Origin of the sequence: Jeotgalibacillus haloalkalitolerans (genome assembly GCF_034427455.1) — a bacterium.
Taxonomy (GTDB): Bacteria; Bacillota; Bacilli; order Bacillales; family Jeotgalibacillaceae; genus Jeotgalibacillus; species Jeotgalibacillus haloalkalitolerans.
On record NZ_JAXQNN010000002.1, the window covers coordinates 806,978 to 830,855 of the forward strand.

Annotated in this window: 26 protein-coding genes; 3 read left to right on the plus strand and 23 right to left on the minus strand. The window is 42.1% G+C overall.

Annotated elements, in window-relative coordinates:
• Nucleotides 1–32 precede the first annotated feature (32 nt).
• The 11 genes from trxA to zapA form a co-directional block, all read right to left on the minus strand.
• Nucleotides 33–347: a thioredoxin gene (trxA, locus tag UFB30_RS09145; protein ID WP_322421363.1), complete on the minus strand. Its 315-nt coding sequence runs from the start codon at nucleotides 345–347 to the stop codon at nucleotides 33–35.
• A gap of 312 nt (nucleotides 348–659) precedes the next feature.
• The gene (locus UFB30_RS09150; protein ID WP_322421364.1) at nucleotides 660–1,634 is read right to left on the minus strand and encodes an electron transfer flavoprotein subunit alpha/FixB family protein; all 975 of its coding nucleotides are present in this window, start codon (nucleotides 1,632–1,634) and stop codon (nucleotides 660–662) included.
• Nucleotides 1,635–1,662: 28 nt separating this feature from the next.
• Nucleotides 1,663–2,436, minus strand: a complete 774-nt coding sequence (locus UFB30_RS09155; protein WP_322421365.1) for an electron transfer flavoprotein subunit beta/FixA family protein — start codon at nucleotides 2,434–2,436, stop codon at nucleotides 1,663–1,665.
• 19 nt (nucleotides 2,437–2,455) lie between these two features.
• On the minus strand, nucleotides 2,456–3,229 hold the full coding sequence (locus UFB30_RS09160) for an enoyl-CoA hydratase (protein WP_322421366.1): 774 nt from the start codon (nucleotides 3,227–3,229) through the stop codon (nucleotides 2,456–2,458).
• 13 nt (nucleotides 3,230–3,242) lie between these two features.
• The gene (gene fadR / locus UFB30_RS09165; RefSeq protein WP_322421367.1) at nucleotides 3,243–3,824 is read right to left on the minus strand and encodes a fatty acid metabolism transcriptional regulator FadR; all 582 of its coding nucleotides are present in this window, start codon (nucleotides 3,822–3,824) and stop codon (nucleotides 3,243–3,245) included.
• A gap of 110 nt (nucleotides 3,825–3,934) precedes the next feature.
• Entirely contained in the window at nucleotides 3,935–5,632 is a 1,698-nt protein-coding gene (locus UFB30_RS09170) for a long-chain-fatty-acid--CoA ligase (RefSeq protein ID WP_322421368.1), read from the minus strand.
• A gap of 482 nt (nucleotides 5,633–6,114) precedes the next feature.
• Nucleotides 6,115–6,522, minus strand: a complete 408-nt coding sequence (locus tag UFB30_RS09175) for a DUF350 domain-containing protein (protein WP_322421546.1) — start codon at nucleotides 6,520–6,522, stop codon at nucleotides 6,115–6,117.
• Between the two features lie 20 nt (nucleotides 6,523–6,542).
• A complete protein-coding gene (locus UFB30_RS09180; protein WP_322421369.1) occupies nucleotides 6,543–8,897 on the minus strand; it encodes an endonuclease MutS2 in 2,355 nt (784 codons plus the stop codon).
• A gap of 13 nt (nucleotides 8,898–8,910) precedes the next feature.
• Nucleotides 8,911–10,623 (minus strand): DNA polymerase/3'-5' exonuclease PolX, encoded by a 1,713-nt coding sequence (gene polX / locus UFB30_RS09185; RefSeq protein ID WP_322421370.1) that lies wholly within the window; start codon nucleotides 10,621–10,623, stop codon nucleotides 8,911–8,913.
• A 66-nt stretch (nucleotides 10,624–10,689) separates the two neighbouring features.
• Entirely contained in the window at nucleotides 10,690–11,238 is a 549-nt protein-coding gene (locus tag UFB30_RS09190) for a CvpA family protein (RefSeq protein ID WP_322421371.1), read from the minus strand.
• A 7-nt stretch (nucleotides 11,239–11,245) separates the two neighbouring features.
• Nucleotides 11,246–11,506, minus strand: a complete 261-nt coding sequence (zapA, locus tag UFB30_RS09195; RefSeq protein WP_322421372.1) for a cell division protein ZapA — start codon at nucleotides 11,504–11,506, stop codon at nucleotides 11,246–11,248.
• Nucleotides 11,507–11,827: 321 nt separating this feature from the next.
• Here zapA and rnhC point away from each other — a divergent pair, with 321 nt between their 5' ends.
• Nucleotides 11,828–12,745, plus strand: a complete 918-nt coding sequence (gene rnhC, locus UFB30_RS09200; protein ID WP_322421373.1) for a ribonuclease HIII — start codon at nucleotides 11,828–11,830, stop codon at nucleotides 12,743–12,745.
• A 100-nt stretch (nucleotides 12,746–12,845) separates the two neighbouring features.
• Here the strand turns inward: rnhC and pheT are convergent, their stop codons facing one another.
• The 3 genes from pheT to UFB30_RS09215 form a co-directional block, all read right to left on the minus strand.
• Entirely contained in the window at nucleotides 12,846–15,257 is a 2,412-nt protein-coding gene (gene pheT, locus UFB30_RS09205; protein ID WP_322421374.1) for a phenylalanine--tRNA ligase subunit beta, read from the minus strand.
• A 12-nt stretch (nucleotides 15,258–15,269) separates the two neighbouring features.
• Nucleotides 15,270–16,313 carry a phenylalanine--tRNA ligase subunit alpha gene (gene pheS, locus UFB30_RS09210; protein ID WP_322421375.1) on the minus strand — a complete coding sequence of 348 codons (1,044 nt, stop codon included), beginning with the start codon at nucleotides 16,311–16,313 and terminating at the stop codon, nucleotides 15,270–15,272.
• A gap of 336 nt (nucleotides 16,314–16,649) precedes the next feature.
• The gene (locus UFB30_RS09215; RefSeq protein WP_322421547.1) at nucleotides 16,650–17,399 is read right to left on the minus strand and encodes a TrmH family RNA methyltransferase; all 750 of its coding nucleotides are present in this window, start codon (nucleotides 17,397–17,399) and stop codon (nucleotides 16,650–16,652) included.
• Nucleotides 17,400–17,677: 278 nt separating this feature from the next.
• Between UFB30_RS09215 and sspI the strand changes: the two genes are divergently transcribed.
• Nucleotides 17,678–17,887, plus strand: a complete 210-nt coding sequence (gene sspI / locus UFB30_RS09220) for a small acid-soluble spore protein SspI (RefSeq protein ID WP_322421376.1) — start codon at nucleotides 17,678–17,680, stop codon at nucleotides 17,885–17,887.
• Here sspI and UFB30_RS09225 read toward each other — a convergent pair.
• The 5 genes from UFB30_RS09225 to UFB30_RS09245 form a co-directional block, all read right to left on the minus strand.
• Nucleotides 17,884–18,333 (minus strand): small multi-drug export protein, encoded by a 450-nt coding sequence (locus UFB30_RS09225; RefSeq protein ID WP_322421377.1) that lies wholly within the window; start codon nucleotides 18,331–18,333, stop codon nucleotides 17,884–17,886. The genes sspI and UFB30_RS09225 overlap by 4 nt on opposite strands.
• A gap of 80 nt (nucleotides 18,334–18,413) precedes the next feature.
• Complete coding sequence (locus UFB30_RS09230) at nucleotides 18,414–19,499, minus strand: M42 family metallopeptidase (RefSeq protein ID WP_322421378.1); 1,086 nt, start codon at nucleotides 19,497–19,499, stop codon at nucleotides 18,414–18,416.
• A gap of 12 nt (nucleotides 19,500–19,511) precedes the next feature.
• Entirely contained in the window at nucleotides 19,512–20,162 is a 651-nt protein-coding gene (locus tag UFB30_RS09235; protein WP_322421379.1) for a dCTP deaminase domain-containing protein, read from the minus strand.
• 47 nt (nucleotides 20,163–20,209) lie between these two features.
• Nucleotides 20,210–20,725, minus strand: coding sequence for a dCTP deaminase (gene dcd, locus UFB30_RS09240; protein ID WP_322421380.1), 516 nt, complete (start codon nucleotides 20,723–20,725; stop codon nucleotides 20,210–20,212).
• Between the two features lie 12 nt (nucleotides 20,726–20,737).
• Entirely contained in the window at nucleotides 20,738–21,238 is a 501-nt protein-coding gene (locus UFB30_RS09245) for a dUTP diphosphatase (RefSeq protein ID WP_322421381.1), read from the minus strand.
• A gap of 105 nt (nucleotides 21,239–21,343) precedes the next feature.
• Here UFB30_RS09245 and UFB30_RS09250 point away from each other — a divergent pair, with 105 nt between their 5' ends.
• Nucleotides 21,344–21,733, plus strand: coding sequence for a sigma-w pathway protein ysdB (locus UFB30_RS09250; protein WP_322421382.1), 390 nt, complete (start codon nucleotides 21,344–21,346; stop codon nucleotides 21,731–21,733).
• Nucleotides 21,734–21,765: 32 nt separating this feature from the next.
• Here the strand turns inward: UFB30_RS09250 and UFB30_RS09255 are convergent, their stop codons facing one another.
• From UFB30_RS09255 to infC, 4 genes are all read right to left on the minus strand, one after another.
• Nucleotides 21,766–22,029, minus strand: a complete 264-nt coding sequence (locus UFB30_RS09255) for a DUF1294 domain-containing protein (protein ID WP_322421383.1) — start codon at nucleotides 22,027–22,029, stop codon at nucleotides 21,766–21,768.
• A 499-nt stretch (nucleotides 22,030–22,528) separates the two neighbouring features.
• Nucleotides 22,529–22,888, minus strand: coding sequence for a 50S ribosomal protein L20 (gene rplT, locus UFB30_RS09260; protein WP_041120948.1), 360 nt, complete (start codon nucleotides 22,886–22,888; stop codon nucleotides 22,529–22,531).
• A 41-nt stretch (nucleotides 22,889–22,929) separates the two neighbouring features.
• Nucleotides 22,930–23,118, minus strand: a complete 189-nt coding sequence (gene rpmI / locus UFB30_RS09265) for a 50S ribosomal protein L35 (protein WP_322421384.1) — start codon at nucleotides 23,116–23,118, stop codon at nucleotides 22,930–22,932.
• A gap of 22 nt (nucleotides 23,119–23,140) precedes the next feature.
• Nucleotides 23,141–23,665, minus strand: coding sequence for a translation initiation factor IF-3 (gene infC / locus UFB30_RS09270; RefSeq protein ID WP_322421548.1), 525 nt, complete (start codon nucleotides 23,663–23,665; stop codon nucleotides 23,141–23,143).
• Nucleotides 23,666–23,878 lie beyond the last annotated feature (213 nt).

Consider the following 23,878-nt stretch of genomic DNA (forward strand, 5'->3'; position numbering starts at 1 on the left):
ACAAAAGCCGGGCACAAGGCCCGGCTCAAACATTATGCATGCTTATTTAATAGTTCCTCAAGTGCTTCTTTCGGCTGGAAGCCTACTACTTTATCCACGATTTCTCCGTCTTTGAATACGACTAGTGTCGGGATACTCATTACTCCGTACTTGCTTGCTGTTTCCTGGTTTTCATCCACATCAAGCTTTACAATTTTAACTTTATCGCCCATATCTGAATCAAGCTCTTCCAGAACTGGTGCAATCATTTTACAAGGTCCGCACCATGTAGCCCAGAAGTCAGCCAGTACTAAACCGTCTTTTGTTTCATTAGCGAATGTTTGATCAGTTGCGTGTGCAATTGCCATTTAAAATTCCTCCTTGTTGAATACGAATATAGTCAAAGTATAGCAGGGAGTATTCGGTATTTCCACGTTTTTGCCTGTGATAAAAAAAGAACCCAAGACATTTATATCTCGGGCGTTAATTCGTTTCGCTGCGCTTCAGGCGGACGCTTTCCGCGGGGACGGCGGTGAGCCTCCTCGTCGCTTCGCGTCTGTGGGGTCTCACCTGTCCGTCACTTCCCGCTGGAGTCGCCGCCTTACGCTCCGCTGCACTAAGCTAAAATAATGTAATACTTAACTTATTTCATGGACAGATTACTTTAATTTTAATTTGAATTAAGAGACTTTTACTTTTTTGAATTCTTCAATCAGCAGTGGCACTACATCGAACAGGTCTCCAACGATGCCGTAGTCTGCTACTTTGAAGATGTTTGCTTCTGGGTCTTTGTTGATTGCAACGATGACTTTAGAGTTTGACATGCCTGCCATGTGCTGAATTGCACCTGAGATACCGCATGCGATATAAAGATCCGGTGTTACGACTTTACCTGTCTGACCGATTTGAAGTGAGTAATCACAATAGTCTGCGTCACATGCTCCACGTGATGCACCCACAGCTCCTCCAAGAAGATCAGCTAATTCTTTCAGCGGCTCAAAGCCTTCTTCACTCTTCACTCCGCGTCCACCGGCTACAATTACTTTTGCTTCTGAAAGATCTACACCATCAGTAGCTTTTCTTACTACTTCTTTAATGATTGTGCGAAGGTCTGTGATGTCAACGCTTACAGATGATACATCACCAGAGCGTCCCTCTTCTTTTTCAAGGGCAGGAATGTTATTTGGACGGATCGTTATAAATGTCAGTCCGTCTTTGATCACTTTTTTCTCAAATGCTTTACCACTGTAGATTGGACGGATGAATTTTGGTGAGTCTCCGTCTGCTTCAATTGCAGTTACATCTGATACAAGTCCGCTGTTCAGTCTGCTTGCAAGCTTTGGTGACAGATCCTTACCTAATGAAGTATGTCCCATTACAATTCCTTCAGGACTTTCCTGCTCAATCACTGCAAGCAGCGCCTGGGAGAAACCGTCTGATGAATATTGTTCAAGCTTTGCGTCCTCGACTGTAATCACACGGTCTGCGCCATAGGCAATCAGTTCATTTGCCACATCTGTGATACCGTTTCCGATCAGTACGCTGATTACTTCTCCGCCGTCAGCAATCATCTTACCCGCTGCAATTGCCTCGAATGATACATTTCTAAGTGAACCTTCTCTTGTTTCTGCTAATACAAGTACTTTTTTGCTCATCGGTTAAACCTCCTGAATAGTTATAGATTTAGACTACTTTTGCTTCAGTACGAAGAAGTTGAACAAGTTCTTTCACCTGATCGTTCACTTCACCTTCAAGAATACGGCCTGCTTCTTTTGCCGGCGGCAGATAAATTTCAACCGTTTCTGTTTTAGGTTCTACATCATCTTCTTCAAGATCAAGATCATCAAGCTCGATTTCATCAAGCGGCTTTTTCTTCGCCTTCATAATACCGGGTAGTGATGGATATCTTGGATCATTAAGCCCCTGCTGAGCTGTTACTAGTAATGGAAGTGTCGTTTCAATTGTTTCAGAGTCACCTTCAACGTCACGTACAATTTCCACCTTGTCTCCATCAACTTTAATGCTTGTGATTGTTGTTACATAAGGAATGTCCAGGTAATCTGCTACACGCGGTGCAACCTGTCCTGATCCACCGTCGATGGCAACGTTACCACCGATAATCAGATCTGCCTCTTTATCTTTCAGATATTCAGATAGAATCTTAGCAACTGAGAATTCATCAGTCATATCCACGTCATCTTCAATATTAATCAGCACTGCTTTATCAGCACCCATTGCAAGCGCGGTACGAAGCTGCTTTTCAGTTTCCTCATCGCCGACTGACACGACTGTTACTTCTCCGCCATGCTCATCTTTCAGCTGAATTGCTTCTTCAATTGCATACTCATCGTATGGATTAATGATGAATTCCGCACCATCCTCAGCGATTTGTCCGCCCTGAACAGAAATTTTTTCCTCAGTGTCAAACGTTCTTTTCATTAGCACATAAATGTTCATGTATATTCCCTCCTGTTAATTATTGACCTTTAAATTCAGGTTGTCTTTTTTCAATAAAAGCACTGATACCTTCTTTTGCATCCTCAGAGACGAATACATCTCCAAAAATTGCAGCCTCCCTTGCAACCCCTTCATGAAAATCAGCTGTTTTGGAATATTGGAGAAGCTCAAGTGCTGCTTTAACTGAAACCGGACTTTTACCGGCAAGCTTCGATGCAAGCGCTTTCGATTTTTCGAGCACTTCATCCTCAGGAAAGGCTTTATTCGCCAGTCCCCATTGAACCGCTTCAGTACCTGTAATCGGATCACTTGTAAGAAGCATCTCTGCTGCTTTTGCAAAGCCTACAAAACGAGGCAGCCGCTGAGATCCTGCGAAGCCCGGCACAAGACCAAGCTGAAGCTCAGGAAGACCAAGTTTTGCCGTTTCGCTTACATAACGGATATGGCATCCCATCGCAAGTTCAAGACCGCCCCCAAGCGCTGCTCCGTGAATTGAAGCGATAATAGGCTTTGAGAACGCTTCCATTCTTTCGAAAACCTGTTGGCCTTTTTCAGCCAGTCTGGAGAATTCAGCTCCGGAATCAATCTGAGTGAATTCTTTAATGTCTGCTCCAGCCGAGAAGAATCGCCCTTCACCGTGGATCAGCAGTACACGCACGTTTTCGTCATGCTCAACTGCATCAAGCCACCCGTCAACTTCGCGGATCAGATCACTTGCCAGCGCATTAGCCGGCGGGCGGTTAATCACAGCAGTAGAGATGTACTGATCATTCTCCCATCTTAAGAAATTCATCCTGTTCTCCCCTTCATTTGCATAATCCTTTTACCAACAGCCTATGTACTCCCGGTGACAGTTCAGTGATTGAATACTTTTGATCATTAATCACCCAGCTCGTCGCCACCTCATCAATCGTACCAAATACCATCTGCCTTGCCAATCGAATATCAAGGTCCTCAGATAACACACCGGTTTCAACACCGTTTTGCAAAACGTCATCAACTAGCACCAGATATTCCTTCAGTACTTTATTTATTCTCATTCTGATATCCTTATTAGACTGCCTAAGCTCCAGCTGTGTTACAATAGCTAAATGGTGATCATCAGCAAGCATTTGAAAGTGACTTTCAACCAGTACCTTTAATTGCTCTACGGCATCTTCAGTATCAGCCATTTTTTTTCTGATTTTCTGAACAAACTGTCCCATTTTTTCTTCAAAAAGAGAAATGAGAATATCTTCTTTGTTCTTAAAATATAAATAGATCGTACCATCTGCTACCCCGGCCTGCTTGGCAATCTTTGAAACCTGTGCATGATGGTAGCCGTTTTCAGCAATGACCACTACGGCAGCATCAATAATTAACTTATATTTCGGTTTATCTTTCTTCATCCGGTCATCACCCTTCAATCACATATAAAAAAGACGAAAATATGAATGACTATTCATTCATATTTTCATCTTACTAAGAAAACCTGATATCGTCAAGAAAAAACATTGAATTACGAAGAATGCTTTTGCTGCTGTTTTTCTTTTTCTTCCTCGACCAGCTGTCTTCTCAAAATCTTACCTACAGCAGTCTTTGGAAGCTCATCACGGAACTCATAAATTCTCGGCACTTTATAAGATGCCATATGCTTTCTCGCAAATTCGTCTAACTCTTCTTCGCTTACTTTCTGATTCTGTTTCACTACTACGAACAGCTTAACTGTTTCACCGCGGTAAGCATCCGGCACACCAACTGCCACACATTCCTGAACAGCAGGATGTTCATACATCACTTCTTCAATTTCACGCGGGTAAATGTTAAAACCGCCTGCAATGATCATATCTTTTTTACGGTCAACTACATAGAAATAACCTTCCTCATCCATGTACCCAAGATCTCCTGTATACAACCATCCGTCACGTAAAACCGCTGCTGTTTCTTCAGGCTGATTCCAGTAACCCTTCATGATCTGAGGTCCTTTCACAAGGATTTCACCAACCTCACCAGGTGGCAGCTGTTCACCATTTTCCATCGAAACAACTTTAGATTCTGTATCCGGCCAAGGTACTCCTACACTGCCTTTCACGCGCTTCGCATCCCAGATAAAGTTTGAATGCGTAACCGGTGAAGACTCTGTTAAACCGTAACCTTCAACCAGCTTACCGCCAGTTACCTTTTCAAACTCCTCCTGCACTTCAACCGGAAGAGGTGCTGAACCACTCAGGCAGGACTCAACCGAAGTCAGGTCATACTTCTTCAGATCAGGATGATTTAAAATACCGATATAGATCGTAGGTGCACCAGGGAAAATCGTCGGCTTCTGCTTATGAATGGTTTTCAGTGCTGTTTCCACATCAAACTTAGGAAGCAGGATCATCTTATAGCCCTGCATAATTGAAAGAATCATAACAGTCGTCATACCGTAAACATGGAAGAACGGTAAAATACCCAAGATACTTTCTTCGCCCTTTTTGTTTTTATACAGCCACGCGTCACACATAGAGGCATTCGCAATCAGATTTTTATGCGTCAGCATAACACCCTTTGGAAAACCGGTTGTTCCGCCGGTATACTGTAAAATTGCAATGTCCTCATCAAAATCAAGCGGTGGGATGCTCGGATCAGGCGATGCCGTTTTTAAAATTTCAGTCAGCAGATGATTGCTGCCTGCGTGTTCAACCTTCACGGTGATGCCGTACTGCTTTTTCTGGATAAACGGATAAATTAAATTCTTTGGAAAAGGAAGAAAATCTTTAATCGCAGAAATAATAATGTGTTCAAGATCTGTGTTGTTAAAAACCTTGGAAATCCTAGGAAATAAAATATCCATTGAAATGATTGCTTTTGCGCCTGAATCTTTCATCTGGTATTCAAGTTCGCGTTCCGTGTACAGCGGGTTCGTCTGAACGACTACACCACCTGCATATAAAATTCCGTAATACGCAATAACAGATGCAGGCATATTCGGCAGCATAATTGCTACGCGGTCACCTTTTTGAATACCGATGTCCTGCAGATACTTTGCCATTTTCAGAGAAGATTCATGCATTTCCTTAAATGTGAATTCTTTCCCCATGAAATGTACGGCGATTTTTTCCGGCCACTGTTTTGCTGCTTCCGTTAAGTACGCGTGAACCGGTTTTGGTTCGTATTCCAGGTGGGTAGGAATTGTATCGGGGTAAAGCTTCAGCCAAGGCTGTGATGTCATCATAAAACCTCCTTCTTTTTAGTAAAATAATTAGAAAATTCGCATTTCTGATTTTATTATAAGCTAAAAAGAAAACGGTTACAATTTTTATATGAGAAAAAAGACACAGAGTGCCTTTTCTATTTTGCTCCACTTTTGTAAATCGCTGATCCTTCCTGTGCAGGACTGCGCTTTCCGCGGACGAGCGCTCAAGCTTCCTCAGGCAGAAAACCATTGCCTTCCGTGGTCTTTCCCGCCCGTTTTTCCGCAGGAGTCTCCATCCTGCACTTCAAGGATCAGCTGAATTGCGTAATATAAAATCTTTTATGTTTATTCAAAGTAAAATAATCTTAGTTCAGTCAGCAAGATAGCGAAATTAAAATGCATTGCACTATAGATGCTTCTAAACAACTTACAACGTCACTAAATATATGACCCCAATAATCATAAAGACTGCACAGCACACGATCAGGATCTTGATTAAGTTTCCCATTTTCTACTCTCTCCTAGTTTATACTCGCTCCGATGACATATGACAAACCAATTGAAATCAGCATTGAAATTAAACCGACTGCTCTATTATCTGCCTGTATTTCTTCATCCACTTTGAAGCCGGGTGTCAGAAATTCAAAAACAAAATAAGCAAACAGAAGAAGGACAAAACCATACAGACCCCAGCCCATCATTGTTAAAAGCGTATCATGCTGGCTGATGGAGCTGCGGAAGATATTTGCGATTCCAAAAACCTTTCCGCCAGTTGCCATTGCGACTGACATGTTTCCGTTTTTAATCTCTTCCCAGTTTTTATACTTTGTGACCAGTTCAAAGATTGATAGGAATACAATCATACAGACGACTACTACGCTGAAATATCCTGCTGTTTCAATCAGTGGATGCTGCCAGAATCCTTCCATACCGTTCACCTGCTGTCCCATTATTTAAACTCAACAACGGTCACACCGCTGCCCCCTTCACCGTCTTCACCAAGCCGTACCTTTTTTACAGAACGGTGATTTTTCAGTTTTTCCTGTACGCCTGAACGGAGTGCCCCGGTGCCTTTACCGTGAATAATAGAAACGCGGGGGTATCCTGCAAGCAATGCATCGTCGATATATTTATCGACTCTCAGCAGCGCATTTTCAAAACGTTCACCGCGCAGATCGAGTTCAAGACTGACGTGAAAGTCCTTACCTTTTACAGTTGCCAGCGGTTTAGGGTCAGGCTTTTTCTCACCTTTTATAAATTCGAGATCTGATTCATTTACCTTCATTTTCAGGATCCCCATCTGTACTGCCCATTCTTTATCATCTGTCTTTTTAATCAGCGTACCTTTCTGACCGAAGCTCAGTACATTGACTTCATCACCAGGCTGAAGCTTGCGTTCTGATTTTGTTTTTGGCTGCTTTTTCTTTGCAGACGATTTCGGCGCCGCATCATCCAGCCGTTTTCTTGCGTCAATCAGCTCATGTTCTTTTACATCTGCCTGCTTTTCAAATCTCAGCTGCCTTAATTCTGACATGACTTCTTCAGCTTCAGCCTTTGATTTTTCCACAATCTCCTGAGCTTTGATTTTTGCTTTTTCCATCATGTCATCTTTTTTCGCGTAGTATTCAGCCATTTGCTTCTGAAGATCACGATGGATTTTCTCTGCGTCCTTTAACAGTTCATGCGCTTCTTCATAATCTGTTTCTGCACTTCTTCTGCTCGCCTCAAGTGACGCAATCATCGCTTCAACCGCTTTACTGTCGGTTCCAACGAATGATTTGGCGTGTTCAATCACATGATCACTCAAACCGAGGCGTTTTGATATATCAAATGCGTTACTGCGGCCGGGAACACCGATAAGCAGCCTGTACGTCGGGCTGAGCGTTTCAACGTCAAATTCCACGCTTGCATTAATGACCCCATCACGATTATAGCCATATGCTTTCAGCTCGGGATAATGTGTTGTTGCAACGACCCTTGCCCCGAGACCGTGTACTTCATCCAGAATGGAAATCGCTAGTGCAGCACCCTCCTGCGGATCTGTCCCCGCTCCAAGCTCATCAAAAAGAATCAGACTTTCACTATCCGCCTGTTTCAGGATCTCTACGATATTCACCATATGGGATGAAAATGTACTTAAACTCTGCTCAATGGACTGTTCATCCCCGATATCAGCATGCACGGATTGAAACACTGCTATTTCAGAGCCATCCAGTACAGGGATCGGTAAGCCGGCCTGCGCCATTAATGTACATAAGCCAATTGTTTTTAACGTAACTGTCTTACCACCGGTATTTGGACCCGTAATCACAATCGTTGAAAACTCATCACCGAGATAAATGTCATTTGCAACAGCTTCATCCGTAGGCAGCAGCGGATGTCTTGCTTTATTCAATTTGATAATACCCTGGTCATTTACTTCAGGCTTTGTCGCTTTAATAGTTCTGCCGTATTTTGCTTTAGAAAACATAAAATCAAGATCAGCCAGAATATCAACCGTCAACAGAAGACTGTCTGCTTCCTGCTGAACTTCAAGTGTAAGGGCAATCAGAATTTTTTCGATTTCCTCCTGCTCCTTCAGCCGCTGTTCTCTCAGCTGGTTATTGAACTGGACAATTGAAGCCGGTTCAATAAACAGCGTCTGACCTGAGGAGGACTGGTCATGGACAATCCCGCCGTAATGACTTCTGTACTCCTGCTTTACAGGAATGACATAACGGTCATTACGGATTGTGATCACAGCATCTGACAGCATGGTTGCGGCATTTTTAGACCGGATCGCACTTTCAAGCTTTTCTCTCACTCTACTCTCGCTCGTTCTGATTCTCTGACGGATTGCACGAAGCTCAGTACTTGCTGAATCGAGCACTTCTCCACTCTCATCAATTGAATCAAAGATCTGATGCTCGAGAGGGGTTAAAATCGCCAGCATCTCTTTCTTTTCAGTAATGATCGGAATCTGTATTTCACGTTCTTCATGCAGATCCTCCACAAAATTTCTGATATTTTTACCTGCTCTGATGGTACTTGCTACCTGAATGAGTTCAGCTGCACTCAGCATACCGCCAATCTGGGAGCGTTTGATATGAGGTCTGATATCAAATATTCCGCCAAGCGGCATACCGCCTTTTACTCTTAAGATCGCAGCAGCTTCATCTGTTTCGTCCTGAAGTCTCTGAACCTCCTCGAGTGAAAACGAAGGCTCCATCTTCTCTATTTTCATGGTTCCAAGTGATGAAGCAGCATGCTCCATCACCAGGTTTTTAATTTTATTAAATTCAAGCGTTTTAATTGATTTATTCAACGGATTTCTCTCCTTAATCATGGCGTTTCAGGAATTTTGTCAGTTCTTCAAACGAACACGCATTCATCACTGATTCTTTTTTCAACCATCCTTTACGTCCAACTTTCACACCGAGATCCATAAAGTTTAAATGAGTTCTGTCATGTGCATCTGTATTGATAAAGATTGGCACACCCATTTCCTGCGCTTTAGATACATGCTCGTGGTTCAAATCAAATCTGTAGGGGTTTGCATTTAATTCAAGACCTGTATTTGTTTCAGCAGCTCTTTTGATCAGCTGGTCCATATCCGGCTCATATCCTTTACGTTCCCCTACAATTCTGCCAGTCGGGTGTGCAATAAAGTCTACATGCGGATTTTTAAGGGCTGTTTCGAGACGCGCCATGATCTTGTCCTGTGATTGTGAAAAAGATGAGTGGATGGACGCAATCACAATATCAAGCTCAGCCAGCAGATCATCTTCATAGTCAAGTGACCCGTCAGGCAGAATGTCCATTTCAATTCCTGCAAGCACTTCAATTTCATCATATTTTTTATTCAGTTCCCTGATCTCATCCATCTGTTTTCTTAAGCGCTCTGCAGACAGACCATTTGCCACTTTTAAATAAGCTGAGTGATCAGTAATTGCCATGTAATCGTATCCTTTTTCAATACATGCTTCAATCATTTCCTCTAACGAATAAGCACCGTCACTCCAGGTGGTGTGCATATGCAGGTCACCTTTAATATCTTCAAGTGTAATCAGCGAGGATGCTTCTTTATGACGTTCAACTTCCCTGCCATTTTCCCGCAGTTCCGGTGAAAGGTACTGGAGGTCAAAGTAATTGAAAAATTCTTCTTCCGTTTCAAATGTTTTTACTTCACCCGTTTCATTATTTTCAACGCCATATTCACTGATTTTCTCACCGCGTTCTTTGGCGATCTGTCTTAGTCTGACGTTATGATCTTTAGAGCCTGTAAAATGGTGAAGGGTGGATGGAAATGCCTGATCTTCAATGAGTCTGATATCAATTGAAATATCCACGCCCCGCTCGAGCACAATCGATACCTTTGTATCTCCATTTGAGATCACTTCTTTCAAACCTTCAACCTGTAAAATCTGTTCTCTCACTTTTTCCGGCTGATCAGTTGATGCAATAAAATCAAGATCTTTCACCGTTTCAGATGTTCTGCGCAGACTTCCTGCTCTTGAGTAGCGGATAATTTCCTTAATTCCGCTGAGCAGCAGATCCATTTCCTCTGCAATAGGAAGTACAGTTGCGATCGGCAGGCGTTCCGGTCTGCTGCCTGCATTTTGGGCAGCAGCGAGAATTTTTTCTTCCGTTTTTGCACCGAATCCTGATAAAGCCTGCACTTTGCCTTCTTCACATGCTTTCATTAAATCTTCAATCGATTCTACGCCGAGTTCCTGATACAGCCTGGCAATTTTCTTACCGCCAAGTCCCGGAAGCTTCAATAATGGAATCAATCCTTCAGGCACTTCTTTCTTTAATGAATCAAGTGCTTCTGATTCCCCTGTTTCAACGTACTCTTTTATGACAGCCGCTGTTCCTTTACCGACTCCTTTCAGTGCAGTGAAGTCTTCAATCTGGGATAAGCTTCTCTGATCTGTCTCAAGTGCCTGGGCTGCTTTTCTGAATGCACTGATTTTAAATGGATTTTCTCCTTTTAACTCCATATAAATCGCAATTTTTTCAAGTAATTTGATAATATCTTTTTTGTTCAACCTGACCGCTTCCTTTCGTTAAAAAGCCCGGAATCCACAATGGGGAATTCCGGGCTTTCTTCATGGTTAAGATGATGACGATCGTGTTTCCAGCCACCAGTCTTTCACTTGTTCTGAAAACACGGGTGTGTGTTCAAGAATGAATGCTGCGATCCAGGAATCAGCCAATGTATTTTGGATCATTCCCATTGGGATCATTGCAGCAATATAAATCAGTACAAACAAAACAATATACATTTCAATAAAGCCCATCAGTCCACCGCCCACAATGTTCAAAGGACGGAGCATCGGGAACTGTGCAACTGAATCAAACATCGAGCCGATCAATTGCATTACAATTTTAGCAGCAAAGAAAATAATTGCAAAAGCAATGATCCTGTAATAAGAATCCTCAAGGTTCACAGATTCAGCAATTAAATTGAGCTGTGAATCAGTATCAAAAGCAGGGTACGGCACCCATAGCACAAGCTTAGGTGCTAATTGCTCATAGTACCTGTACGCGAGGAAAAAAGAAATAATAAAGCCGATCATATGAATCAATTGTAAAATAAATCCGCGGCGCAGTCCGATCAGGAAGCCGGCCAAAAGCAAAATGAATAACAGCAAATCCAGCATCTAGCATTCAATCCCTTAATTTTTTTAATTCTTTCTCGAGTTCTTCCATTTCTTCTTTTAACTTCAGATAGTCATGTACTGCATTAACAGCTGTCAGTACAGCCAGCTTTGATGTATCCAGCGACGGATTAACCGAGCTGATTTCTCTCATTTTATCATCTACCATTGAGGCAACAAGTCTGATATGAGACGTGGACTCACTGCCTACGATGGAGTAAGATTGTCCATAGATGTCAACACTTGTGCGATTTTTACGATTGTTCGACAACGCAGCTGTCCCCCATTCTCAAGAATCCTAATCACTATCATAACACGTAGAATTTAGAGATGAAAAGAAAAGTTGATTATATTTACAATCATTCTTTCTTTTATATTTTGGCTGCTGATTTCCGTTTCAGGCGGACGCTTTCCGCGGCCGGGCGGTGAGCCCCCTTTATGCTTCGCACTACTGGGTCTCACCTGTCCCTTTCCGCCGCTGGAGTCGCCGCCTTACACTTCAATCACAGCTGTGAAGTTAATAAATGTGTCTAATTAAAAGGGTTATATGTTAAACTTCCATATCTAATGGTTCTAAGAAAAGGAGAAATTAATGGCGAATGCAGTCTTAACTTTACCAATCACAAAGATAAATGAAATGAAAACACATTATCAGCGCTATTTAAAGCCAAGCCCACCTGCAGGAGCACTGTTTGCTGCCAAGGGTCCCACTTATTCGATTACAGCCTATAAGTCCGGGAAGGTTTTATTTCAGGGGCAGACCGGTGAACAGGAAGCTGCCAGATGGGGAGATGCTGAGCAGAAAACAAAGAAAGTTTCTTCTCCTTCTAATAAAAGTCTTCCGCAGAATATCTCCCAGATGTCGATTATCGGCACTGATGAAGTGGGAACAGGGGATTATTTTGGTCCTATAACAGTCGTTGCAGCATATGTATCCAACGATCAGCTGCAGCTGTTAAAAGAACTTGGTGTGAAAGATTCCAAGCATCTGAATGATGAAACAATCGTGAAGATTGCCAAGGATCTGATTCATACAATTTCTTACAGCCTGCTAACATTACCAAATGAGAAATACAATGCGAAACAACAGCAGGGCTGGACACAGGGAAAAATTAAAGCTGTACTGCATAATCAGGCGATTCTACATTTAAGGAAAAAAATAGCACCGGTTACACCTGAATGTGTGTTGATTGATCAGTTTGCAGAAGAAAAGGTTTACTACCGTCATATCAGTGGTGAAAAAGCAATTTACAGGGAAAATGTTTATTTCAGCACGAAAGCTGAAGGCATTCATCTCGCAGTCGCTGCAGCCTCTATCATTGCCCGCTATGCTTTTATCAAAGCGATGGACCAGCTGAGTGAGGAAGCCGGTTTTACATTACCTAAAGGTGCAGGCGCAAAAGTGGACCAGGCAGCAGCCAGATTAATCCGTTCAAAAGGTGAAAGCAGTCTGGAGCATTTTACTAAGAGACACTTTGCGAATACACAGAAAGCCATGAAGCTGGTGTAGTGAATTCCTGATATAGCGCGTCACATCAGGGACGAAGCTGTGCTGCGTGAATTACATAAAAAAGCTGAGACAGAAAATGTCTCAGCTTTTTTCATATTTATTACGAACGCAGTTCTGCGCCGGTTTTTTCTTTCACTGCATCAAGCACCTTGTTATGTGCTTTTACAACTTCTTCATCTGTCAGTGTACGTTCTGGATCCATATACGTCAGTGAGAATGCAAGAGATTTCTTACCTTCCTCCATCTTATCTCCCTGATACAGATCAAACAACTGAACGTTTTTGAGCAGTGTTCCACCAGCTTCTTTAATAATGGATTCCAGTGTTCCTGCTTCAACTGATCTGTCTGTTACAAGCGCGATGTCTCTTGAAATTGATGGATATCTTGGAATTGCACTGTATTTAAGCGGTGCAGTTTCATCACCATAGATCTTTTCAAGCTTAATTTCAAACACATATGTTTCTTTTAAATCAAGCTCTTTTGCTTTCACAGGGTGGACCTGACCGACAATCCCGACCTGCTGATCTTGATAATATACAGCAGCCGTTCTGCCCGGGTGCATATGATCCATTTTTGCAGCTTCATAATGAATTTCTTCGCTGATACCAAGCTTTTCCCAAAGTGCATCGAGAATTCCTTTTGCTACATAAAAATCAACCTGCTTCTTTTCGCCCTGCCATGGGTGCAGCTGCCATAGACCAGTCAACGCACCTGCAAGATGCTCTTCTTCATTTGGAAGCTCTGAGCCTTCAGCAAGGAAAACAGACCCTGTCTCATAAAATGCTGAAGATTCCTTTTGTCTCGCACTGTTATACGCAACACTTTCAAGCAGCTGAGGTATAATACTCTGTCTTAGCTGGCTTCGTTCCTCACTCATCGGCATCATCAGTTCAACCGGCGTTTTCACATCAAGTGCGAATTCTGTAACCTTCTGCTGATTTGTTAGTGAATAGGTTACTGCCTGCACAAGTCCTGCACCTTCCATCGTCTGACGGATCAGTCGGCGCTTTTGCTGTCGTGGTGATAAGCCGCCCGGATTCGTTTCATGCACAGGAAGTGTCATTGGAATGTTGTCGTAACCATAAAGACGTGCTACTTCCTCAATCAGATCCTCTTCAATTTCAAGATCTCCACGTCGTGTTGGAGCAGAAACTGTAATTAACCCTTCATTTGCCGATGCATCAATCTGCAATCTGCGGAAAATATCCAGTACTGCTTCTTCAGTCAGTTCAGTACCTGTCACACGGTTGATTTTTTCAAGCGTGATCGAGATTTTCTTTTCCTGGATATCCATATGATCTGCTGCTGAAGTTCCGGAAAGCACTTTACCATTAGCATATAGTGATAACAGCTGTGCTGCGCGCTCTGCTGCAAGTGCCGCACGCTTAGGGTCTACACCCTTTTCAAAACGTGAGCTTGCTTCACTTCGCAGGCCGATTTCTTTTGATGTCTGACGGACTGATGATGGAGCGAAATAAGCTGATTCAATCACGACATTGACTGTTTGATCTGTTACTTCACTATCGTAACCACCCATTACGCCGGCAATGGCCATTGGCACTTCACCATTTGTAATGACAAGATGATTTTCGCTCAGTTCTCTTTCAGCTTCATCAAGCGTTTTGATTTTCTCCCCCTGTTTTGCAAGGCGGACAACAATTTCTCCCGTTTTAATCTGATCCAGGTCAAATGCGTGAAGCGGCTGGCCGTATTCAATTAAAATGTAGTTCGTAATATCAACTACATTGTTATGAGGTCTGATACCTGCTGCTACGAGTCGGTTTTTCATCCACTGCGGGGATTCGCCGACTTTCACGTCCTTCACGACTTTTGCAAGGTAGATTGGATTTTCATCCACTGCCTCAACCTTTACTTTAATTGCATCTTCTGCACACTCATCCACTGTATCGTAGCTGAGATCCGGAAGGTTTACAGGACGGTCTAAAATCGCGCCTGTTTCATATGCTACCCCGATCATGCTCATTGCATCTGCACGGTTAGGTGTCAGTCCAAGCTCAAGCACTGCATCATCAAGCATTAATGCTTCAAGTGCATCTGCGCCAACTTCAGCATTCTGAGGGAAATTGAAAATGCCTTCTGCATACTTTTTCTCAACCAGCTTCGCTTCAACACCAAGTTCCTGCAGTGAACAGATCATCCCGTGGGAAGCTTCGCCGCGCAGCTTGGCTTTTTTAATTTTAAAGTTACCAGGTAATACTGCGCCGACCTTTGCAACTGCAACCTTCTGACCCGCTGCAACATTTGGTGCGCCACAGATAATCTGTACGTTTTCTTCTTCACCAACATCCACCTGACATATATTCAGTTTGTCAGCTTCAGGGTGCTTTTCACACGATACGACATGTCCAATGACAACATTTTTGATGCCTTCTGCAGGAATATCCACACCTTCCACTTCAATTCCTGAACGTGTAATTTTTTCTGCGAGTTCATCAGGCGTTACGCCGGATAAATCAATATATTCTTCGAGCCATTTATAAGATACAAACATGCTTCATCCTCCTTAGCGAATTTCTTTACGGGCGAATTGTTTTAGGAAACGGTCATCATTTGTGTAGAAATGACGGATGTCATCAATACCGTATTTCAGCATCGCAATCCGCTCCGGTCCCATACCAAATGCAAACCCTGTGTATTTCTCAGGATCAAACCCTGCCATTTTCAGTACATTCGGATGCACCATACCGGCACCAAGAATTTCAATCCAGCCGGTACCTTTACATACGCTGCAGCCTTCTCCGCCACAGATCTTACATGAAATATCCATTTCAACTGATGGCTCTGTAAACGGGAAGAAGCTTGGACGTAATCTGATTTCACGGTCTTCCCCGAACATTTTCTTCGCAAATACATTCAGCGTACCTTTCAGGTCACTCATACGGATGTTTTCATCTACAACGAGTCCTTCAATTTGCATGAACTGATGAGAGTGTGTCGCGTCATCATTATCACGGCGGTACACTTTACCCGGACAGATAATCTTGACAGGACCTTTGCCGGCGTGACGTTCCATTGTTCTCGCCTGAACAGGTGACGTATGCGTTCTGAGCAGTACATCCTCAGTAATATAGAAGGAATCCTGCATATCTCTTGCCGGGTGACCCTTAGGAAGATTAAGCGCCTCAAAATTGTAGTAATCCTTTTCAACTTCAGGACCTTCTTCCACTGTATAACCCATTGAAATAAACAAATCTTCAATTTCCTCAATGACTGTCGTCAGCGGGTGTGCATGTCCAGCTGGTACAGGACGGCCAGGCAGTGTGACATCAATTGATTCTTCAGCAAGCTGCTTTTCAACAGCTTCCTTTTCAAGACCTTCCTGCTTTTCTTCAATTGCACTCGTAATACTGTCGCGCACTTCGTTAGCCAGGGCACCCATTTTCGGACGTTCCTCAGCTGAGAGTTTGCCCATGCCCTTAAGGACTTCTGTGATTGGTCCCTTCTTGCCAAGGTAAGCTACCCTTACGTCATTCAATTCTTTTAAATCACTGGCATGCTCAACTTTTTCAAGTGCTTCCTGCTTTAATTCCTGTAAACGTTGTTCCATGTATGCGTTCCTCCTTTATTTCAATACAAAAAAGCACTCCATCCCCTGGTAAAAGGGACGAAGTGCTTAGATTCCGTGGTACCACCCTGATTGACCCGTAAAATAACAGATCCGCTCATAAGACTGATAACGGCGTTTAGCCGGTACACCTTTACGCATATGCGGTCCCGGTGACAACTCTGGAGGTGAACTTCATCAATAGTCTCTGCAGGCAGATTTTCAGTCCAGGATCCACCTTCCCTTTTAAACAGATTGACCAGATTACTCTTCTCCGTCAACGTCTTTCATTTCATTCCTCAACAAGTATATACTACTTTCAAATAAATTTAAAGACAATCATTCACCTTTCAAATGATAAAGCAGAATCCCCGCTGCAATCGCTACATTGAGAGATTCGCTTTTCCCATAGATCGGTATATAAAGGTTCTGATCAGTGAGTGTAAGCAGTTCACTGTTTACACCTGCTCCCTCGTTCCCCATAATCAGGGCAAACTTTTCAACAGGTGCAGCTTCCTTATATGTCACGGCTCCCTGAAGAGATGTTCCGTACACAGGAATTCCGCTCTCTTTACAGTGCTCAATAACTGACAGCAGATCCTGCTTCAGTATCGGCAGGTGAAAATGACTGCCCTGAGCGGAACGGAGAACTTTCGCATTGTAAGGATCAGCTGTTCCTTTACCAAGAATGACTGCGTCAATTCCGGCAGCGTCAGCCGTTCTGATCATGGTGCCGATATTACCCGGATCCTGAATCGCATCCAGCATCAAAATGTTAGATGCATTCAGTGCATCGAATGCTGCTTCCGGCTGTCTGCAAACTGCGAAAACACCCTGTGTATGCTCCGTTTCAGCAAGTGCTAGAGAAATTTCCTCCGTTACAAAGTGGATCTCGACTGAATCCATATAAGGCGGCAGCTCAATTCCTTCTTTTACAATTGCTTCTGTCACTGCATCCGCTTTGATTGCTTCCTCTGTCAGGTGCCATCCCTCCACGAGAAATAACCCGCTTTTATCACGGCCCTTTTTGGTCGTCAGCTTTTTCCATTCTTTTACCTTTGTATTTTGCAGTGATTGAATCACATTTATGCACTCCTTGTTTTATCAAATTCATGATGAAATTTTATACGGTCAGTTAATGTATCTGCACAGTGATAATCGAAGCGTAAGGCGGCGGCTCCGGGACGATTAGAGAGAAGCTGAGACCCCGCAACCGAAAGTGAGGAGGCTCAGCAACCTCCGTCCGGAAAGCGTGCGCCTGAAGCGTAGATTATCAGCAAACTTCAACAAAGCCAATTATATAGGAGTTTCTCTGCATAAACAAAACGATTTTGGAGAAAATACTGCTATGAAATGGAGGAATGATGATGAATCTGAATATCAGACAGACAGTCGTGCACAATGTAAAAGATAATAATATTGAACAACTGCAGGATACGATCGTGGATTCAATTCAGCGCGAAGAGGAACAGCTGCTGCCTGGTCTTGGCGTATTGTTTGAAATCATCTGGAAACAAAGCAGTGAGCAGGATCAGCAGCAGATGTTACAGAAGCTTGAAAGCGGCTTGAAACATTAAGTATTAATCAGGAAATCCACGCCAAACACTGCCGCATAGCCAAATGCAAGTGTCCATAAAGCAATACTGACGATCTGCCAGACGAGCACTCTTGTTTTATCAGCACCGAGTGACATCGCAATAAACGCTGCAATATGAGTACCAATTAATATCGGGCCAAGCAGGGAAAGTCCGGGAAGACCGTATTTGTTCCAGATATTACGGGCTCTGGTCTGACGTTTTCCTTCTTTGCCCTGTTTTTTTTCATTTCTTTTCGCTAAGTACTCTTTTACTTTTTGAAATAACACAATTAGCAAAAATACAGTGAGCAGATTCCCTGCAAAGCCTGTGACCATTACCCAGAATGGTGACAGCCCCCTGATAATACCAAGCGGCACAACAAGCGCAATCTCAAGCCATGGTGTTGCTGCTGCTAAGAATAACAGCGCATATTCAATAATCAGCATATGGTGACTCCTTTAGCTTCATTTTATTTTATATAGTATATCACTAAAAAAGATGCCCCCGGTAAGAGGCATCTTTACTTTTAGTCAAACGTAATCGAATTAACTGCATCACGGTCCAGCTTCTTCACCACTTCAACAATCAGTTTCACAGCATTTTCATAATCATCTTTATGAATCATCGCTGCATGTGAGTGGATATAGCGTGACGCTACCGTAATCGCAATCGAAGGTGCACCAGTTGCAGACAAGTGAATTGAGCCTGCATCCGTTCCGCCGCCTGCAATGGCATCGAATTGATAAGGAATACCGTGCTCATCTGCGATATTTGTGATGAAATCTCTCAGCCCTTTATGACCAACCATTGAAGCATCATAAAGAATGATCTGAGGACCCTTACCCATTTTAGAGCTTGCTTCTTTTGCGGAGATACCTGGTGTATCACCTGCAATACCAACATCAACCGCAATTCCAATATCAGGATTTACAGCTGCTGCAGCTGTACGTGCACCGCGCAGACCGACTTCTTCCTGAACCGTGCCGACACCATATACTTCATTCGGGTGCTGCTGACCTTTCAGCTGTCTTAACACGTCAATTGCAATTGCACAGCCGATTCTGTTATCCCAGGCTTTTGCTAAAAGCATCTTATCATTATTCATCACAGTGAATTCAAAATAAGGTACAGCCATATCGCCAGGTGTTACACCCCACTCGACTGCTTCTTCTCTTGACGCGGCACCGATATCAATAAACATATCTTTAATGTCTACCGGCTTTTTACGCGCTTCAGGAGGCAGAATGTGCGGCGGCTTTGAGCCGATCACACCAGTGATATCCCCTTTTTTCGTTACGATTGTCACACGCTGTGCAAGCATGACCTGTGACCACCAGCCACCGACTGTCTGGAATTTCAGAAAGCCTTTATCATCGATTTGTGTAATCATAAACCCGACTTCATCAAGGTGACCTGCCACCATGACGCGTGGTCCACCTGCTTCACCGGATTTCTTAGCGATTAAGCTGCCAATACCGTCTGTTGTGACTTCATCAGCAAACGGTGATATGTATTTTTTCATAACCTCTCTCGGTTCACGTTCATTACCAGGAATCCCTTTAGCGTCTGTTAAATCTTTCAGCATTGTCAGCTGCTCATCATACTTTGTCATTTCTTCGCCTCCCTAAATTAAATTCAATATTGCAAGTATAGCATGAAATATAACTAAAAGTATTGATATTATACTAAGTAATACACTTAATGAAACACCATTTCTATCAATAAAATCATGTAATTTAGCCATTTTCTTCAACTTGTCTTTCCCAGGTAAGTTCGGAGGGGGTTTATCATAAGCTGTTACCCCTTCACCTACATCATGCAAAATTAAAGAACAAAATTCATCTCCTCTTTTAAAAATCCTTGGTTTTTTTCCGAGATTGAAGATTGTAATGTATAGATACCCTTTGAAGCCAGGGTCTACTTTAGACGTGGTATTCGAAACACCTTCATGCAAAAGTGATACCTTAGGCAATATTTGTCCAAAATATGTTTTTGGAAAATTAAAGTACTCTTCAGTTTGAATAACTATTGCGTTTCCAGGATGAAGTGTAAAAGTATCATCAATTTTTATATCAGTTTTCCCAGTTTCTCTGTGATCTCTGTACTCTTTACCAACCCGAAGGTTATATGAAATATTTGAGTCTTTCCTATTATTAATCTTTGTATTTTCTAACTCATATGTTAAATATAATTTCTTCTCACTAAGTACAAATTCGTCAATATTATTAGTTATATTGCGATTATCGCCTTCAAATACAAAAGGAATAACAGACATATGTCCCTCCGATCAACTCATATTTTTTATAATAACCATTAATTTAGTTAATCAAATTCTTTATACAATTTACTTGATGAAACATCTTTAGTGTCTTGGTATTTATTATTATAAGGTTCGTATTCACCATTAATCTCTTGGAATATTATTTGGCATATTTTAACATCTTTATATATTTTTAAAGGTTGAACTGCAGTAAGTTCTAGTACCCATTTCCCTTTATACCCAATATTACCATATGGCGAAGAAATATGTACAAATAGACCTAGTCTCCCTACTGATGAACGTCCTTCAATAATTGGGATATAGTTTCTTACATCGGTGTATTCATTCGTACTAGCTAAATAAACCTTACCTGGCAACAGAGTATATCCTTCATCCGGAATAACTATTTTCTTTGTTTCATTATTGCGTTTCATATCTAACATCTCATCCTTATAGACTAAGAGTTCCTCATTGAGAGTAAGATCATAACTATTTGAGTTTAGATAAGATTCATTAAAAGGAGTAATAATTATATCTTTATTAAGCGCTTTTTTTATTTCTTTTCCAGATAAAATCATCCAATGCCCCCATTAATATCCATTTTCTTGTCTTCTAACGTTAACAGCATTTTTAACAATATAACTTTCATATATTTCTTCTTGTGTGAAATCAAGTTTTGATCCGATTATCATAAATTCATTAAAACATTTGATATATGATTCCACTGAAAAATTAGTTCGTAAGTTATTAATTGATGAATATAAATTTAAGAAAATTGCGGATAATTCTTTATTGTCTGTAAAACTTCCATCGTCAAAATCAGGGAGATCTTTAAATTCTAATTCTATCCCTAATGATAATAAAAAATGAAGAACATCCACATATTCTTCTAGTATTACTTTTTTTTCGGATGGTTGTGAGTTACTCCAGTACTTAAAACATTTTGTTTCATTTGCCAACTCCCCTAATTCTACCATTAATGATAAAATTAAAAGGTCTCTTTTTTCTTCAACGTTTTGAATTTCTAGATTTTTCGTTGAAGATATGAAATCATCCAGCTTCTTTTGCTTTGATAATAATGTTTGCCACATTTAAAACACTCCTCATTTTGATATAATATCAAACTTCTTAATGATTTGTGAAACTTTCATCTTAACTAATCGTATGAGTAGTATCCAAATTACAGGGGGTCCCGCATGATTTTAATCTTACTGCGTGTAGCGATTACTTTATTAATTCTTTACTTATTATATAAAGGGATTAAGTATTTATTTGATCCTAAAAGAAAGCTCGAATCAGCCCACGAAAAAGAAGAATACTACTTTCATGACGATGCGCGCAATCCGAGAAAAAACTTTTTTATCACGTATAAAGGCGTGATGTTTCAGGGAGAAAAATATCTCGGTGAAGCGGACAGGTCATTTGATGTTATCAATATTTTTGTCTGGCCGGATGACCCATCCAATCTGCAGGGCTTTACCGTAGAAGATTTTCGATTTATGGAGACTGAAATTAAAAGCAATTATCCGCATGCCAAAATCGACTGGAAAAGCCCGATCAGAGAATTACTCGGTAAAGAAACCTGAAAAAGGCTGCCACATGGCAGCCTTTTTCAGCATCAGCGTATCACCCATATGATCAAAGCACTGTGCAAAATCACCAGTACCGGCATGCCGACTCTGAATGATACATGCTTCGTCTTATGCCTGAACACATTCATTCCTGCCCATGAACCAAGTGCGCCACCAAGCAGCGCAATCGTCCAGAGCGCTTTTTCAGAAATCCTGTATTGTTCATTCCTCGCACGCTTCTTATCCACCCTCATTGATATAAAACCGACGACAGACAGAATAAAATAATAAACAGTAAGTAACGATTCCAAAAAGACACCTCTTTGTCTGATTCACCTTTCACTTTTTCAGATGAATCATTTTTTAAAGTTTAAAACATTTAAATTGCAGCAAAAATTTTTTAGCAGATATTGAACGATTGGTCGGAGGGCAGAACGGAGACTCCTGCGCGAGATCCCGCAGGCGAAGCCTAGGAGGCTTGCCGGACCGACCATGGTAAGCGAAGTCCCGCCCGTAGACCAATCGTGTTTCCATTATTATTGTACCAAGCGATCAATATGCGCTCAATTACCGGTTAATGCTAGATACCAAATAAGACGTTTACAGAGCTCATCTAAATATCTGCATAGCTGGTGATTCTCGCTGCAGGGGGCGACTCCTATGGCAGGAAGGAACAGGTGAGACAGAGCATGGCGAAGCCTGCTGGCTCACCGCCCGGCCATGGAAAGCGTCCCCTTGGAGCGGAAATCACCAGCCAACTTTCAAAGGAAAATATAAAAAGACTGCCCACAAAGGACAGCCTGATTGATATTACTTGTTAAGTTCAGCTTTAGCAGCGTCTGCAAGCTGTGCGAATGCTTTTTCATCAGCAACAGCAAGATCAGCAAGCATCTTACGGTTTACTTCGATACCCGCAAGCTTAAGTCCGTGCATTAGACGGCTGTAAGAAAGACCGTTTGTACGAGCAGCTGCGTTGATACGAGTGATCCAAAGCTTACGGAAATCACGCTTTTTCTGGCGACGGTCACGGAAAGCATAGTTTCCTGACTTCATTACCTGCTGGTTTGCTACTTTGTATAGCGTGTGTTTTGAACCATAATAACCTTTAGCGAGTTTAAGAACTCTTTTTCTACGTTTACGAGAAACGATTCCACCTTTAACACGTGGCATAGTAAATTACCTCCTAATAAATCATGTTCGTTATTTTTAGATTAGATCATATCTTTGATGCGCTTGTAATCGCCTGAAGACACAAGTGAGCTCTTGCGCAGTTTACGCTTAGCTTTTGTAGACTTGTTAGCGAAAAGGTGACTAGTGTATGCACGAGAACGCTTAAGCTTTCCGTTACCTGTCTTTTTGAAACGCTTAGCTGATCCACGGTGAGTTTTCATTTTTGGCATGAGTAGTATCCTCCTTAAATCATTACTTTTCGTTCGTTGGTGCAAGCATAAGGAACATGCTTCGGCCATCCATTTTCGGCTTTGTTTCTACTGTAGAGATATCTTTACACTCTTCAGCAAAACGCTCAAGCACCCGCTGACCGATTTCCTTATGTGTAATCGCACGTCCGCGGAAACGGATCGATGCTTTTACTTTGTCGCCTTTTTCAAGGAACTTACGTGCATTGCGAAGCTTTGTATTAAAATCATGCTCTTCAATTCCAGGGCTCAGACGAACCTCTTTCAGATTGATGACTTTTTGATTTTTACGTGCTTCTTTTTCTTTCTTCTGCTGTTCGAACTTGAACTTACCATAGTCCATAATTCTTGCAACAGGCGGCTTAGCATTCGGTGCAACAAGTACGAGGTCAAGATTAACGCGTGCTGCGATATCTAACGCTTCATTCTTTGATTTAACACCTAGCTGATCACCATTTTGATCAATCAGACGCACCTCGCGTGAACGGATGCTTTCATTAATCTGTGTGTTATCCTTGCTAATAGTAATCCACCTCCGGATTGATTTTGAATACCATTGTGACGTGTTTTCAGCAATAAAAAAAGCCGGAAACTTTTCCAGTCTCCCGCTACCATGCACATACCACCCTGTTAAGGGAATAAAATGCGTGTTACCATCCAGCTTAATCTGCCGGGAAGGTGAGAAGCGGGTGCCTCTGCTTGTACACAAATCCGTATTCGATTCACTCTTGCTATTGTAGCA

Bases quoted from the DNA above. Each gene is read 5' to 3' on its own strand.
- trxA (WP_322421363.1), bottom strand. From the start codon at position 347: ATGGCAATTGCACACGCAACTGATCAAACATTCGCTAATGAAACAAAA.
- UFB30_RS09150 (WP_322421364.1), bottom strand. From the start codon at position 1,634: ATGAGCAAAAAAGTACTTGTATTAGCAGAAACAAGAGAAGGTTCACTT.
- UFB30_RS09155 (WP_322421365.1), bottom strand. From the start codon at position 2,436: ATGAACATTTATGTGCTAATGAAAAGAACGTTTGACACTGAGGAAAAA.
- UFB30_RS09160 (WP_322421366.1), bottom strand. From the start codon at position 3,229: ATGAATTTCTTAAGATGGGAGAATGATCAGTACATCTCTACTGCTGTG.
- fadR (WP_322421367.1), bottom strand. From the start codon at position 3,824: ATGAAGAAAGATAAACCGAAATATAAGTTAATTATTGATGCTGCCGTA.
- UFB30_RS09170 (WP_322421368.1), bottom strand. From the start codon at position 5,632: ATGATGACATCACAGCCTTGGCTGAAGCTTTACCCCGATACAATTCCT.
- UFB30_RS09175 (WP_322421546.1), bottom strand. From the start codon at position 6,522: ATGGAAGGATTCTGGCAGCATCCACTGATTGAAACAGCAGGATATTTC.
- UFB30_RS09190 (WP_322421371.1), bottom strand. From the start codon at position 11,238: ATGCTGGATTTGCTGTTATTCATTTTGCTTTTGGCCGGCTTCCTGATC.
- rnhC (WP_322421373.1), top strand. From the start codon at position 11,828: ATGGCGAATGCAGTCTTAACTTTACCAATCACAAAGATAAATGAAATG.
- pheT (WP_322421374.1), bottom strand. From the start codon at position 15,257: ATGTTTGTATCTTATAAATGGCTCGAAGAATATATTGATTTATCCGGC.
- pheS (WP_322421375.1), bottom strand. From the start codon at position 16,313: ATGGAACAACGTTTACAGGAATTAAAGCAGGAAGCACTTGAAAAAGTT.
- sspI (WP_322421376.1), top strand. From the start codon at position 17,678: ATGAATCTGAATATCAGACAGACAGTCGTGCACAATGTAAAAGATAAT.
- UFB30_RS09225 (WP_322421377.1), bottom strand. From the start codon at position 18,333: ATGCTGATTATTGAATATGCGCTGTTATTCTTAGCAGCAGCAACACCA.
- UFB30_RS09230 (WP_322421378.1), bottom strand. From the start codon at position 19,499: ATGACAAAGTATGATGAGCAGCTGACAATGCTGAAAGATTTAACAGAC.
- UFB30_RS09235 (WP_322421379.1), bottom strand. From the start codon at position 20,162: ATGTCTGTTATTCCTTTTGTATTTGAAGGCGATAATCGCAATATAACT.
- dcd (WP_322421380.1), bottom strand. From the start codon at position 20,725: ATGATTTTATCTGGAAAAGAAATAAAAAAAGCGCTTAATAAAGATATA.
- UFB30_RS09245 (WP_322421381.1), bottom strand. From the start codon at position 21,238: ATGTGGCAAACATTATTATCAAAGCAAAAGAAGCTGGATGATTTCATA.
- UFB30_RS09250 (WP_322421382.1), top strand. From the start codon at position 21,344: ATGATTTTAATCTTACTGCGTGTAGCGATTACTTTATTAATTCTTTAC.
- rplT (WP_041120948.1), bottom strand. From the start codon at position 22,888: ATGCCACGTGTTAAAGGTGGAATCGTTTCTCGTAAACGTAGAAAAAGA.
- rpmI (WP_322421384.1), bottom strand. From the start codon at position 23,118: ATGCCAAAAATGAAAACTCACCGTGGATCAGCTAAGCGTTTCAAAAAG.